This window comes from Streptomyces sp. BK239, assembly GCF_004217285.1.
Classification (GTDB): Bacteria; Actinomycetota; Actinomycetes; order Streptomycetales; family Streptomycetaceae; genus Streptomyces.
This window is the reverse complement of the sequence record NZ_SHKS01000006.1, coordinates 506,455-520,444: the sequence shown is the minus strand read 5'-3', so window position 1 is coordinate 520,444 and position 13,990 is coordinate 506,455. Positions and strand designations below refer to the sequence as shown.

11 protein-coding genes are annotated in these 13,990 nt (G+C 71.8%); 6 read left to right on the top strand and 5 right to left on the bottom strand.

Annotated elements, in window-relative coordinates:
* Positions 1-17 precede the first annotated feature (17 nt).
* Positions 18-1,100: an NDP-sugar synthase gene (locus tag EV567_RS21585; protein WP_130442537.1), complete on the bottom strand. Its 1,083-nt coding sequence runs from the start codon at positions 1,098-1,100 to the stop codon at positions 18-20.
* Between the two features lie 156 nt (positions 1,101-1,256).
* Positions 1,257-2,627, bottom strand: coding sequence for a peptidoglycan recognition protein (locus EV567_RS21580; RefSeq protein ID WP_130442535.1), 1,371 nt, complete (start codon positions 2,625-2,627; stop codon positions 1,257-1,259).
* Between the two features lie 129 nt (positions 2,628-2,756).
* On the opposite strand from EV567_RS21580, the gene EV567_RS21575 reads away from it, so the two are divergent.
* The 4 genes from EV567_RS21575 to EV567_RS21560 all read left to right on the top strand — a co-directional run bounded on the left by EV567_RS21575 (position 2,757) and on the right by EV567_RS21560 (position 8,825).
* Positions 2,757-3,521: a TIGR03089 family protein gene (locus EV567_RS21575; RefSeq protein WP_130442533.1), complete on the top strand. Its 765-nt coding sequence runs from the start codon at positions 2,757-2,759 to the stop codon at positions 3,519-3,521.
* Between the two features lie 218 nt (positions 3,522-3,739).
* A complete protein-coding gene (locus tag EV567_RS21570) occupies positions 3,740-4,939 on the top strand; it encodes an LCP family protein (protein ID WP_130442532.1) in 1,200 nt (399 codons plus the stop codon).
* 266 nt (positions 4,940-5,205) lie between these two features.
* A complete protein-coding gene (locus EV567_RS21565; RefSeq protein ID WP_130442530.1) occupies positions 5,206-6,969 on the top strand; it encodes an LCP family protein in 1,764 nt (587 codons plus the stop codon).
* Positions 6,970-7,049: 80 nt separating this feature from the next.
* Positions 7,050-8,825: an LCP family protein gene (locus EV567_RS21560; protein ID WP_242620938.1), complete on the top strand. Its 1,776-nt coding sequence runs from the start codon at positions 7,050-7,052 to the stop codon at positions 8,823-8,825.
* Positions 8,826-8,843: 18 nt separating this feature from the next.
* Here the strand turns inward: EV567_RS21560 and EV567_RS21555 are convergent, their stop codons facing one another.
* The gene (locus tag EV567_RS21555) at positions 8,844-9,887 is read right to left on the bottom strand and encodes a glycosyltransferase family 2 protein (protein ID WP_130442528.1); all 1,044 of its coding nucleotides are present in this window, start codon (positions 9,885-9,887) and stop codon (positions 8,844-8,846) included.
* Positions 9,888-10,019: 132 nt separating this feature from the next.
* Between EV567_RS21555 and EV567_RS21550 the strand changes: the two genes are divergently transcribed.
* Positions 10,020-11,495 carry an LCP family protein gene (locus tag EV567_RS21550; RefSeq protein ID WP_130442526.1) on the top strand — a complete coding sequence of 492 codons (1,476 nt, stop codon included), beginning with the start codon at positions 10,020-10,022 and terminating at the stop codon, positions 11,493-11,495.
* Positions 11,496-11,541: 46 nt separating this feature from the next.
* Here the strand turns inward: EV567_RS21550 and EV567_RS21545 are convergent, their stop codons facing one another.
* On the bottom strand, positions 11,542-12,099 hold the full coding sequence (locus tag EV567_RS21545; protein WP_130442524.1) for an acyl-CoA thioesterase: 558 nt from the start codon (positions 12,097-12,099) through the stop codon (positions 11,542-11,544).
* 120 nt (positions 12,100-12,219) lie between these two features.
* Between EV567_RS21545 and EV567_RS21540 the strand changes: the two genes are divergently transcribed.
* Positions 12,220-13,497 carry an LCP family protein gene (locus tag EV567_RS21540; RefSeq protein WP_130442522.1) on the top strand — a complete coding sequence of 426 codons (1,278 nt, stop codon included), beginning with the start codon at positions 12,220-12,222 and terminating at the stop codon, positions 13,495-13,497.
* Between the two features lie 63 nt (positions 13,498-13,560).
* On the opposite strand, the gene EV567_RS21535 is transcribed toward EV567_RS21540, so the two are convergent.
* Entirely contained in the window at positions 13,561-13,929 is a 369-nt protein-coding gene (locus EV567_RS21535) for a four-helix bundle copper-binding protein (protein ID WP_130442520.1), read from the bottom strand.
* Positions 13,930-13,990: the final 61 nt, after the last annotated feature.

The following is a 13,990-nucleotide window of genomic DNA, read 5'->3' as shown; positions in this document are numbered from 1 at the left end:
GCCGCCGCCCCCGGAGCTCATTGGTCCGAGGAGAAGCGGACCGCTCCTGCCGGGATCTCGGCGTTGCACCAGATCCTCGCGCCGTCGCGGAGTTCGTTGTCCGCGCCGACGACCGCGTCGTCGCCGATGACCGTGCCGGTCAGGACGGAGCGTTCGCCGACGCGGGCCCGGGTGCCGATCAGGGAGTCGGTGATGACCGCGCCGGGCTCGATGACGGCGCCGGGCAGGATGGTCGAGCCGAAGACGCGTGCGCCCTCCGCGACGAAGGCGCCCTCGCCGACCACCGTGCCGCCGGTCAGCTTGGCGTCGGGGGCGACCGTGGCCGTCGGCAGGACGAGACGGTCGCCGCAGCGGCCGGGCAACGCCGGGGACGGGGCCCGGCCGAGGACGAGGTCGGCGGAGCCGCGGACGAAGGCCGCCGGCGTGCCGAGGTCCAGCCAGTACGTCGAGTCGACCATGCCCTGGAGGTGGGCGCCGGCTTCGAGGAGGTCGGGGAACGTCTCGCGCTCCACCGACACCGGCCGGCCGTGCGGGATGGTGTCGATGACCGAGCGGCGGAAGACGTACGCGCCCGCGTTGATCTGGTCGATGACGATCTCCTCGGGCGTCTGGGGCTTCTCCAGGAAGGCCAGCACCCTGCCCGAGTCGTCGGTGGGGACCAGTCCGTAGGCGCGCGGGTCGCTCACCTTGGTGAGGTGCAGGGAGACGTCCGCACCGGTCGTCTCGTGGGTGGAGACGAGCCTGCGGATGTCGAGGCCGGTGAGGATGTCGCCGTTGAAGACGAGCACCGGGTCGTCGGGGCCCGAGTGGAGCCGGGAGGCGACGTTGCGGATCGCGCCGCCCGTGCCGAGGGGCTCCTCCTCGGTGACGTACTCGATGTGCAGGCCCATCGACGCGCCGTCGCCGAAGTACGGCTCGAAGACCTCCGCCAGGTAGCTCGTCGCGAGGACGATGTGCTCCACGCCCGCCGCTCTCGCCCGCGCCAGTTGGTGCGTCAGGAACGGCACCCCCGCTGCCCTGACCATCGGTTTGGGCGTGTGCACCGTGAGCGGGCGCAGCCGGGTGCCCTTGCCGCCGACCAGGAGGATCGCTTCTGTCACCTTCGTCTCTGCTTCCTGCCGGGACCGGCCGAACTTTCTTTCGGCCGGCCAGTGTATGCAGACCTCGTGCGGCAACTTCGACGGATGCGGGTCCGCATGGGTCCGCCCGGGCCGGGACCCGGTGGAGGGCCCCGGCCCGGGCGTCCCGGGCCGACCTCAGCGCCCCTGGTAGCGCGCCGCCGTCGTACGGGCCGAGGCGAGCTTGCCGTAGAGCTGCCGTCCTGGGCATTCCGTGGCGAAGCCGTCCCGGTGACCGGAGATCACGTTCAGTCGTACGTTCTTACCTTTTGCGTAGAGATTGCCACCGCCTGACTTGAGGTATGTCTTTCCTTTCGGATTGCCCCCGAACAGACCCAGCTTCCACGCCGTCAGACTGGCGATGGCTTTCACGGTCGCGGCGGACGGCTTGGTGCTGGTGTAGGTGCCGATGGCGGCGATGCCCATGCTGTTGCTGTTGAAGCCGAGGGTGTGGGCGCCCATGACCGCCTTCGTCACTCCCCCGGCGCGGCCCTCGTACAGGGTTCCGCACTTGTCGACGAGGAAGTTGTAGCCGATGTCGCGCCAGCCCAGGCTCTTGACGTGGTAGCGGTAGATGCCGCGGATGACGGACGGGGCCTGCGCGCACGTGTAGTTGTTGCCGGAGGCGGTGTGGTGCACGAAGGCCGCCTTGACCGTCGTCGTGTAGCGGAAGCCGCTCTCCCGCAGCGACTCGTCGGCGCCCCAGCCGCGGCGGGTGACGATGTTCGGGCGCGGGCCGATGTACGGCTTCGCCGCCCGCTGACCCGGCGACAGCGGGGCGCCGGGGTGGGCGAGGAGGTCGCGTTCGGTGGCCTCGCGGCTCAGGGCGGGGATCTCGGTGGCCGCGGACGTCCCGGAGGCGGTGGCGGCCCGGGTCGTCAGCATCCGGGTGGCGGGGGCCGGGGCGGCGGTGCCCGGGTCGACGAGTTCGAGGCTCAGGCCCGCCGGGAGCGGGGCGACCGACGCCGCGGTGCGGACGCCGCGCGCGGTGTCCTCCGTACGGTGGCCCGCGGCGGGCCTGACACGGAGTTCGACGCCGTCGGAGTCGCCCACCCACAGGGGGGCGGTGGCGCCGCGGACACGGCCCGAGGAGCGTTCGGCGGCGTCGGGGTCGGCGCCGTGGTCGGCGTTGTGGGTCTCCACGTCCCGCCAGCCGGACCAGGCACGGGTCTTGGCGTCCCGGGTGCGGACCTGGACGCGGCCGTCGAGTTCGGCGTCCGGGTCGTCCCAGACGATGCCGAGGAGGGAGAAGGGGCGTACGTCCCGGCGGGTGACGCCCTGTTCGGCGCCGGCGCCGGCGCGGGCGCGGTCGCGGGTGAGGGGGGTCAGGGGCAGCGACTGGGTGCTGCCCGGGAGCGGGGCGGCGGGGCTCGTGGCCAGGGCCGCGGCGGTCGCCGTCTCCGCGGTCGGCGCCGGTCGCGCCGTCACCGCGGTGGCGGACGGCGTCAACGGGAGGGCGAGGGACGCCGCACAGGTGACACCGATCGAGGTAGCAAGCAATCCACGCATGGCACTGATGCTGTGCACAGCGGTACCGGTCCGCCACCTCGGGCGGGTTGACGGAGTGTCGGCGGCGTTCGGCCGAACCGGTGGTGTCCGGGCGGGTGTTCGGCGTGTACGGCGCGTACGCTTGCGCGGGTGAACGCCACCGATCGCACCCCTGCCGACCTGCTGCGTTCCGCGCTCGCCGCGGATCCCGCGCGCCCGCTGGTGACCTTCTACGACGATGCCACCGGCGAACGGGTCGAATTGTCCGTGGCCACCTTCGCCAATTGGGTGGCCAAGACCTCGAACCTCCTCCAGGACGGCCTGTCCGTCGAACCCGGCGACCGGGTCGCGCTGCTGCTGCCCGCGCACTGGCAGACGGCGGTGTGGCTGCTGGCGTGTTCGTCGGTGGGCGTGATCGCGGACGTGGCGGGGGACGCGGCGCGGGCGGACGTCGTGGTGGCCGGGCCCGGCCGCTTCGAAGAGGGGCTCGCGTGCCGGGGGGAGCGGTACGCGCTGTCGCTGGCGCCGCTGGGGCGGCGGTTCGTGCCGGGGCCTCCGCAGGGGTACGCCGACTACGCCGTGGACGTGCCCGGTCACGGTGACCGGTTCACGCCGTACGCGCCGGTCGACCCTGAGGAGCCGGCGCTGATCGTCGCCGGGGCGGAGTACACGGGCGCGGAGCTGGTGGAGCACGCTCGGGGGGACGCGGGCGGGCTCGGTCTGACGGGTCCGGGGTCCCGGTTGCTGTCGGGGCTGCCGTACGACACCTGGGAGGGGCTGAGCGCGGGGCTGTACGCGCCGCTGGCCAGCGGGGGGTCGGTGGTGCTGTGCCCGAACCTGTCGCGGGCGGGGGAGGAAACCGTGGCCGCGCGGATCGAGAGTGAGCGGGTGACGGTGGTGCGCGCGGGGTCCTGAGCCGGGATTCCGACGGGGCCCCTGAGCGGCATTTGGACGGGGGCCGCCGTGTCCCAGGTGAGGGGCCCCTGGAGCCCCGCTCGCCCCCGGCCTGTGCCCACCCCGGGCGCCCCCCACCATCACCCGTTCGGCCCAGTCCCGCCCCCCACCCCCCGGCGGCGGGGGCCATCGTCGAGGGGTCGGGGTGTTCGGGAGTCGGCCGGGAGGAGGGGTGGGTCGTGGTGGGTGAGACGGCTGGGGCCTCCGCGTCCGGGGTGGGGCTTCGACGACGGCGCCGGCGGTGGTGGGGGCGGGTCGGGGCGGGGGCCGTGGGGGTGGTCGTCGTGGGGGCTGGAGTGACGGGCTGGGTGGTGTACGCGCTGCTCGACGGGAACATCACGCCCGACGAGGCGGCCGCGGCGGAGCTCGCCCGGTACGAGAGCGAGCGGCCGACCGCGCTGGTGAAGGACGCCCGGAACATCCTGCTGATCGGGTCGGACTCGCGCTCGGGCGACGGCAACGGCGCGTACGGGCGGGACTCGGGCACGGAGCGCTCGGACACGACGATCCTGCTGCACCTGGCCGCCGGGCGGCGCAGCGCGACGGCGGTGTCGATCCCCCGGGACCTGATGGTGGACGTGCCCGGCTGCCGGCGACCGGACGGCTCCCGGACCCGGCCGGTGTTCGCGATGTTCAACTACGCGTTCCAGACGGGAGGCTCCGCCTGCACCATCCGGACGGTGGAGAAGCTGACGGGCATCCGCGTCGACCACCACGTCGTCGTCGACTTCAGCGGGTTCAAGGAGATGGTGGAGGCGCTGGACGGGGTGCGGGTGTGCCTGAAGGAGCCGATCCACGACAAGGCGGCCAAGCTGTGGCTGCCGGCGGGGCGGGTCACGCTCGACGGGGAGCAGGCCCTCGGGTTCGTGCGCGCCCGCAAGTCCCTCGGCAACGGCAGCGACACCGACCGGATAAGGCGGCAGCAGCTGTTCCTCGGGGCGCTCGTCAACAAGGTGCGCGGCAACGACGTGCTGCTGAACCCGGCGAAGCTGTATCCGGTGCTCGACGCGGCCACGTCCGCCCTGACGACCGACCCCGAGCTGGCGAGTCTGCGCGGACTCTACGAACTCGTGCGCGGTCTGCGGGAGATCCCCACGGAACGGGTGCAGTTCCTGACCGTTCCCCGGGAGTCGTACGTGGGCAACGCCAATCGCGACCAACTCGTGGAGCCCGAGGCGGAAGAGTTGTTCGAGCGGCTGCGCAGAGACGCTCCTGTGTCCGTCGCACGGAAAGTCGGCCGTGAGGTGACCCAGGGGCCGCGGGGAAGCGGCCGGAATCACACCCCTGCGCAGTCACCCGGACACGGTGCGTACCGGTCGCCGTCGCCGCCCGCGCCCACGTTCAGCGGGAACACCGCCGCCCAGGATCTCTGTGCGTGAGCACCCCTCGGCGGCCGCGCGGTAAAGCGCTTGCCAAGTGAAGGGGTTCCGCGAACAACAGTTCAAGGAAATAGAACGAATTGCCCGGTTGTGTGGACGTGGAATTTGTCACCGTCGTCGCCCGACGCTGAACTGGGCGGATAGTGTGAGCGATCCGGTGCACCGGGCCAGAGGACCGTCCTGGGGTCGTGCACTGTGTGACCGAGACCCGAGCGCCTCTGAGGGGGGAAGGCGCCGCGTGGCCCCGACGGAGGATTCGGACAACCGTGGACGCGCAAGGCCGTGGGCGGGCGGACAACATCGATCCCGCAGACCAGTGGGTGCTCAATCCGGACACCGGAGAATACGAACTGCGACTGGGTCGTTCCGCACCGCAGTCGGCGGTGCCCGGACCTCGTGGATCCGCCTCCCGCGCGGCGGGAGCCGCGGGCGCGGTCCGCGCCCGTACGCAGGCGCCGGAGCGGCAGGCCCCGCAGAGCTCGGAGCAGCTGGCGGAACAGCTTCCCGGGCCGCGCCGGCGCCGCGGTGTGCCGGAGGAGCCGCCGAACCGGCGCGGACGCCGGCCGGTGCGGAAGTCGAAGGCGAAGAAGGTCCTGCTGTGGACCGGCGGGACGATGGCGTTCGTCCTGGTGGGCACCGCGGGCGCGGCCTACCTGTATCTGGAGCACCTCAACGGCAACATCACGTCCCTCTCCGACGACGGCGCGAGCACCGGCGGCTTCAGCAAGGACAAGGCGATCAACCTCCTGCTGATCGGCACCGACAAGCGCACCGGCTCGGGCAACGAGGGCTACGGCGACTCGGGCAGCGTCGGTCACGCCGACACCACGATCCTGCTGCACGTCTCCAAGGACCGCACGAACGCGACGGCGTTGAGCATCCCGCGCGACCTGATGGTGGACATCCCCGACTGCCAGACCGAGCAGGAGGACGGCTCCACCAAGGTCATCCCGGGCACGCGGAACGCCCGATTCAACACCAGCCTCGGCCAGGACGGCCGTACGCCCAGCTGCACCATGCGCACCGTGACCGAGCTGACCGGGGTCACCCCGGACAACTTCATGGTGGCCGACTTCAACGCGGTCAAGACGCTGACCACGGCCGTCGGCGGGGTCGAGGTGTGCCTGGCCAAGGACATCGACGACCCGGACTCGCATCTGAAGCTGCCCAAGGGCACGCACGTCATCGAGGGCGAGCAGGCGCTGGCGTACGTGCGCACCCGGCACTCGGTGGGCTTCGGCGGCGACCTGAGCCGGATCGACATCCAGCAGCAGTTCCTCAGCTCGCTGATGCGCAAGCTGAAGTCGAACGACACCCTCACCAGTCCCGGCAAGATGATCGGGCTGGCTGAGGCGGGCACCAAGGCGCTCACCGTCGACAGGCAGCTCAAGAGCATCGACAAGCTGAAGGACCTGGGTCTGGAGCTGGGCAAGCTCAACACCGAAAACCTGACCTTCGCCACGGTCCCGGTGGTCGACAATCCGGCGGAGAAGGTGAAGGCGACCGTCGTGCTCAACGAGTCGACCGCCCCCACCGTCTTCCAGATGATCCGCGACGACGTGTCGTTCACCGAGGTGAAGCAGCAGGCACAGGCCTCCAAGGACGCGGCGGCGGCCGCCGCCGCGGCCCGGCTCAAGGGCCCCCAGTCCGCGGCCTCCGAGGTGCGGGTGCAGGTCATGAACGGCGGGGCCCCCGCCGGCAGCGCGCAGGAGACGCTGACCTGGCTGCAGAACACCAAGGGCATCACGAAGTCGGAGAACGCGGGCAACGCCCCCGCGCCGCTCGGCACCACGACGCTCGAGTACGCGCCCGACCAGGCCCCCCAGGCGCGCAAGCTCGCCGCCGTGATGGGGCTGTCGGGAGCCGCGCTCAAGCCGGGCCGGAGCGTCCAGAACGCCCAGGGTCTGCCGACGATGACGCTGACGCTCGGCAAGGACTTCAAGGGGGCGGGCGTCTCGCTCACGACGCCGACCAAGGTGCCGGACTCGGTCCAGAAGTCCACCGCGGACAAGGTCAAGTGCGCCAAATAGGTAACCCTGCGGCCCCGTCGTGCGTCTGACTTGACGCGGGAGGGGCCCGTGTCAGGCGCAGGGCGGGGAGGGCAGGGGAAGTGGCGCGGAGCAGTGTGCGGCCGGACACGGCCGAGGCCGAGCAGGCGACGGCCGAGGCGGGGGTGACGGACCACGTCGCGGCGGGGGACGGCCGGGGGCAGGCGACGGGCGGCCGCGAGACGGCGGCCGGGGACCCTGACGCGGCCGGGGACGCTCCCGCCGAAGCGGGCGGGGACGACGGCAGCGGCGACGGCCGGGGGGACGACGGCGACGGCGGTGACGGCGGCGGCCCCAGAGCCGGCAGCGGCCCCGACCGCAGACGGCGCAGACGGCGCGTGCTGCGCTGGTCGGCGACGCTCCTCGCGGTCGTCATACTCGGCGGCGCGGGGGCCGGATACCTCTACTACGAGCATCTCAACGCCAACATCAAGAGCGACGACCTCAACCTGGGCGACGCCAAGGACCGCGCGGCCGAGCCGACGGCCAACGCCGCCGGGCAGAAACCGCTGAACATCCTGCTCATCGGCTCCGACGCCCGCAACACCGCCGAGAACCAGAAGCTCGGCGGCGCCAAGGACACCTTCGACGGCCCCCCGCTGGCCGACGTGCAGATGCTGCTGCACGTCTCCGCGGACCGCAGCAACATGTCGGTGATCAGCATGCCGCGTGACACGCTGCTCGACATCCCCAAGTGCACGGACCCCGACGACGGGCGCGAGTACAGGGCGCTGAACAACGAGATGACCAACGTCTCGCTGGGGCGCGGCGGGCCGGGCTGCACCGTGGCCACCTGGGAGAAGCTCACCGACATCCACATCGACCACTTCATGATGATCGACTTCTCCGGGGTGGTGTCGATGGCCGACGCCATCGGCGGCGTCCCGGTGTGCGTCGACGCCAGCGTCTACTCGCACACCCGCGACGGCAAGGGCTCCGGCCTGCGGCTGCCGGAGGGCACGCACTCCGTCAAGGGCCGCCAGGCCCTGCAGTGGCTGCGCACCCGCTACGGCTTCGAGGACGACACCGACCTCGCCCGCGCCAAGGCTCAGCACATGTACATGAACTCGATGGTTCGTCAGCTGCGCTCCGAGGCGAAGCTGACCAACCCGAACGCGCTGCGCAAGCTCGCCGAGGCCGCCACCGAGGCGATCACCGTGGACGACGGCCTGGACACCATCACCAGGATGTACGACCTGGCTACCGAGCTGCAGAAGGTCCCCACCGAGCGCATCACCATGACGACGATGCCCAACCGCTACTCGGGCTCCCGGGTCGTGCCCACCGAGGACGCGGCGAAGCTGTTCCGGCTGGTGCGCGAGGACATCGCCCTCGACGGCAAGGACGTCAAGAAGCCCCCCGCCGCCGCCACCGCGAGCCCCTCGCCCACGGTCACCGACACGGCCGCCCCGGACGGCGACATCGCGGTGCAGGTCCACAACAGCACCCGCGGCGACGGCCGGGCCGCGGCCCGCGGACGGGCGGCCACGGTCACCCAGCTGCTGACCGGCAAGGGCTTCACCGGCGCCGTGGCGGACACCTCGACGGCCACCTCCGAGAAGCAGACCGTGATCCGCTACCCGAGCGCCGACCTCCAGGGCGACGCCGAACGGGTCGCCAAGGCCCTCGGCATCCCCACGAGCCAGGTGAAGAGGTCCACCGACGTCACCGGCGTGACCCTCTTCGTCGGGGCGGACTGGCGCTCCGGCTCCGCCTACACCCCGCCCGTGGCGGAGAAGAAGGCCAAGGAGGACGACAACACGCCGACGTCGGCGGAAGCGATGAACGCCGCCGACACCAGCCAGTGCATGCACGTGGACCCGGCCTACAGCTGGTAGCCCGGGCCCGTCGCGGCACTAGGTGGTGCTGAGGACCGCCGGGCGGCGGGAGGCGATGACCTTCCTCGCCAGCGCCCTCGGGCTGGTCAGGAAGCCGTACCCCCACGACATGTGCATGGTGGCGAGGGCCACGGGGATCCGCAGCCGCGCCTTCAGCGGCAGGCCCTTCCCGGCCGGCGCCGACCCCGCGACGATCGCCGCGAGGTATCCGGCCGGGATCACGAAACCGGCCGGCGTCACCAGAGCACCGACGAGCACACCGGCCGCGATCGCGCACACCGCCGTCGGCGGGGCGAGGTAGCGCAGGTTGATGGAGCCCGCGTGGTAGCGGGCGACGACGTGCCGCCAGCGCCCGTAGTCCTTGTACTGCTTGGCCAGAGCCCGCACGGTGGGCCGCGGCCGGTAGGACACCCTCAGCTCGGGCGAGAACCAGATCAGCCCGCCGGCCTCCCGGATACGGAAGTTCAGCTCCCAGTCCTGGGCGCGGATGAACTCCTCGTTGTAGCCGCCCTGCCGCTCCAGCGCCTCCCGCCGGAACACCCCGAGGTACACCGTCTCGGCGGGACCCGCCTGGCCGCCGGTGTGGAACGCGGCGTTGCCGACGCCGATCTTCGAGGTCATCGCGGCGGCGACGGCCCGCTCCCAGTCGTTCTCGCCCTCGGCGTGCATGATCCCGCCCACGTTCTGCGCGCCGGTCTCCTCCAGCAGGCGCACCGCGGTGGCGATGTAGTCCGGGGAGAGCATCCCGTGCCCGTCGACCCGGACGACGACCGGATGCCGGGAGGCCTTGATCGCGGCGTTGAGCGCGGCGGGCGTACGGCCCGTCGGGTTGGGCACGGTGTGCACCCGCTTGTTGCTCAGGGACGCGGTCTCGGCCACGAGCTCGGCGGCGATCTCGTCCGTGCGGTCCGTGGACGGACCGAGGGCGATCACGACCTCCATCTCGCCGGCGTACTCCTGCGCGAGGATCGCTTGGACGGCTCCGCGCAGATGCCGCTCCTCGTTGAGGACGGGCATGATGACGGACACGGCGGGGAGCTGCACGTCGGACTTGGCGTTCATAGGGCCCTCACGTTACCGCGAACGGGGGACACCGGTGCGCCCCGCCGGTGGCGGTACGCCGGGCTACAGATCGTATGGGCCTACGGTGCTCACGGTTCCCCCTCGTACGGCCGCAGCCCGGAGGTGTCCCGCATGCCCCCCACCCCGCCCCGGTCCCCCGCCTCCCGGCCCGCACGCCGCCCGCAGCCCCCGCGGCGCGCGGCGCGTTCGCCCGTCCGGCGCAGACGCCCGCGCTGGGCCATGCGGGCGGCGACGACCCTCTCGGTCGTGATCCTCGCCTCGGCGGGCATCGGCCACTCGGTGGTCAGCAGCCTCGACGCGAACATCGTCCGCGTCGACGCCTTCAAGGACATGAAGAACCGCCCGCAGGCCGGTCACGGCATGAACGTGCTGCTCGTCGGCACCGACGGCCGCGACCGCGTCTCGGAGGCGGAGCGCCGGCGCTACCGGCTGGGCGGAGCGCCCTGCCACTGCACCGACACGATCATGATCCTGCACATCTCGGAGGACCGGGAGCGGGCGAGCGTGGTCAGCCTGCCGCGCGACTCGTACGCCGAGACGCCCGCCCACGTCGACCAGCTCAGCGGCCGCCCGCACCACGGACACCCCCTCAAGATCAACGCGGCGTACGCGGAGGGCGGCCCGCAGCTCACCGTGCGGACGGTCGAGCACATGACCCGGGTGAAGATCGACCACTACCTGGAGGTCGACTTCACCAGCTTCATGCGGACGGTCGACGCTCTCGGCGGGGTCAAGGTGTGCACCACCCGCTCCCTGAAGGACACCTACACCGGCCTGGACCTCCCGCCCGGGACCCACACCCTGACGGGCGGCGCCGCCCTGCAGTACGTGCGCTCCCGGCACCTCGACGCCGCCTCCGACCTCGGCCGGATGAAACGCCAGCAGCGCTTCCTGGCCGCCCTCGTCGACCGCGCCACCTCCTCCGGCCTGCTGCTCAACCCGCTCAAGTTCCGGGACGTGGCCCGCGCCGCCCTCGGCTCCGTCCGGGCCGACCGCGACTTCGGCGCGGACGAGCTGCTCGGCCTCGGGCGGGCGATGCGCACGTTCTCCCCGGCCTCCTCGGAGTTCACGACCGTCCCGATCGGTGAGATGGGACACGTCGTGAAGGGCATCGGCTCGACCCTGAAGTGGGACACCGCCAAAGCGGAGCGCGTCTTCCGGCTGCTGCGCGAGGACAAGCCGCTCGCCACCGCCGCCCCGGCGCCCCCCGCCCCGGTCGCCTCCGTCGAGGTGCCGCCGCAGGAGATCAGCGTCCAGGTGGAGAACGGCACGCCCACGCCTGGCCTGGCCAAACGGGTCGACCGGGAGCTCGCGGCCACCGGCTTCCGCGCCACCGGCCGTCCGATCCCCGCCCCCGACCGGGCCGTCACACGGACGGTCATCAGCTACGACCCCCGGTGGGACCGCTCCGCCCGCTCCCTGTCCGCCGCCCTCCCCGGCAGCGCCCTGCGGCCCGTCCCCGGACTGGGCCCCACGCTGAAGGTGACGGTGGGCACGGACTTCCGCGAGGTCCGCAAGGTGCGCGGCGCGACCCCCGGGCCGGGCGAGTCGAGGGTGGTGCGGGGCGACGAGGTGGACTGCTCCTGAGCGGGCCCGCCCCTGGGGGCCCGCTCACCGGCCGTGCACCGGTGTGTCAGTCCTCGAAGCCCTCCGCTGCCCGGCGGGCGCGCAGGTCCAGGATCGCGCGGCGGCGCGCCAGCCGGTGGGTGCGGCGGATCTGGGCCTCCTGGCAGCGCCGCCGGTCGCGGTCGGTCTCCGGGAGGACCGGCGGCACCCGGCGCGGCTTGCCGTCGGCGTCCACGGCGGCGAAGACCAGGTAGGCGGAGCCGACCTGGGTGGCCGGGGCGGACTCGTTCCACCGTTCGGCCATGACCCGCACGCCCACCTCCATGGAGGTCCGGCCGGTCCAGTTCACCTGCGCCTTCACATGGACCAGGTCGCCGACGCGGACCGGCTCCAGGAACGCCATCTCGTCCATGGACGCCGTGACGGCGGGCCCGCCCGAGTGCCGGCCGGCCACGGCCCCCGCGGCGTCGTCGACGAGCTTCATGATCACCCCGCCGTGCACCGTCCCCAGCAGGTTGGTGTCGTTGTGCGTCATGATGTGGCTGAGCGTGGTGCGGGACGCGGACGTGGGCTTACCCGGGATGCCCGAGCTGCCCGAGTCCACTGCGGTGACCTGGTCTGTCATGTCCTCCACCCTATGCCGAGGCGGACGAGCCGGGATTTTGTGTCAGCTTCGCAACAGCGGGGCCCTGATTCTCCGACGCCCCTTGTAAGGCACACCGCTGTGCCCTGCACACTGGTCCGCATGAACGAGTGGCCCGAGGGATGGTCGGACGACGACCGCGGCAACCGGTACGGAAGCGGCAGCGCGAACGCACAGCCGGAGAGCGCGCGCGTCATGCGGCAGGTCCGCCGGGGCCCCGCCGCCCCGCCGAACAGCCCCGGCGTCCCGCAGCAGCCGTCGTACGTCGACGGACAGGGATACGGCGACTACACCAACGCGAGGAACACCGGGTACGACAGCGGCTACAACACGGGCCAGGTCTACGGAGGCGGCGGCTCCGACGGCGGCGCCCCCGGCAGATACAGCGACCCGCGTCCCGCGCCGAACTGGCGGCGCCGCATCAAGTGGACGGCGATCAGCCTCGTCACCGTGCTGGTGGTGACGACCGTCGGCACGTACTTCTGGGCCGACTCCAAGCTGCACCGCGAGGTCGACCTGTCGAAGGTCATCGACCGGCCCGAGGCGGGCGAGGGCACCAACTACCTGATCGTCGGCTCCGACAGCCGCGCGGGCATGACCGCCGAGGACAAGAAGAAGCTGCACACCGGTTCCGCCGAGGGCAAGCGGACCGACTCGATGATGATCCTGCACACCGGTTCCAACGGCGACACCCTGGTCTCGCTGCCCCGTGACTCCGACGTGGAGATACCGTCCTTCGTCGGCTCCGACTCCGGCAAGACCTACAAGGGCACCGGCAGGCACGTGAAGCTGAACGCGGCGTACGCGGAGGACGGCCCCGAGCTGCTGGTGCGCACCGTGGAGTTCAACACCGGCCTGCGCATCGACCACTACGTCGAGATCGGCTTCGCCGGTTTCGCGAACATCGTGGACGCGGTCGGCGGCGTCGAGATGGACATCCCGCAGGACATCAAGGACACCAAGTCCGGCGCCGACTTCAAGAAGGGCAAGCAGACCCTGGACGGGCAGCAGGCCCTCGCCTTCGTCCGCACCCGCTACGCGCTCGCCGGCTCCGACCTGGACCGCACGAAGAACCAGCAGAAGTTCCTCTCCGCCCTCGCCAACCAGGTCGCCACCCCGGGCACGATCCTCAACCCGTTCAAGCTCTACCCGACCATGGGCGCGGGCCTGGACTCCCTGATCGTCGACAAGGACATGGGTCTGTACGACCTGGGGTCGATGTTCTGGGCGATGAAGGGCGTCAGCGGCGGCGACGGCAAGTCGATGAACATGCCGATCTCCGGCTCCACCGGCGGCAACCTCGTCTGGGACAAGACGAAGGTGCAGCAGCTGGTCAAGGAGCTGAAGAACGACGAGAAGGTGACCGTCTCCGGCAACTGAGCCTCCACGCGACCGAGGGCGCCCCGGATTCCCCGGGGCGCCCTCGGTCGCGTACGGGGCGGCTCACATCGTCGCGCCCGCCATCGCACGGCACATGTCGGCGCAGCGGCGACATGCCTCGGCGCAGCGCATCATCTGCTGGTCGCCGGGCACGGACATACACGCCTCGGCGCACAGGTCGCACGCCCTGGCGCACAGCGCGCACATCTCGGCCGCCATGGGCGAGCGCCGCATCATCATGTCGGCGCACATACGGGTCGTCTCCGAGCAGTCGATGAGCGCGCGCATGACCAGTCCCTGCATCTGGGCCTGTCCGCCCATCTGCATGCAGGAGTTCATGGTCTCCTCGCACATGTTGTGGCAGGCCATGCACGCATCGAGGCAGTCCCGCATCTCCTTGCTCATGGCCGGCATGGTTCCGGGCTGGGTCATGACTCCTCCTGAAGATCAGGCGGGGCCACACGCGCGGACCCCGCACCTGCCCTTCCGTCGT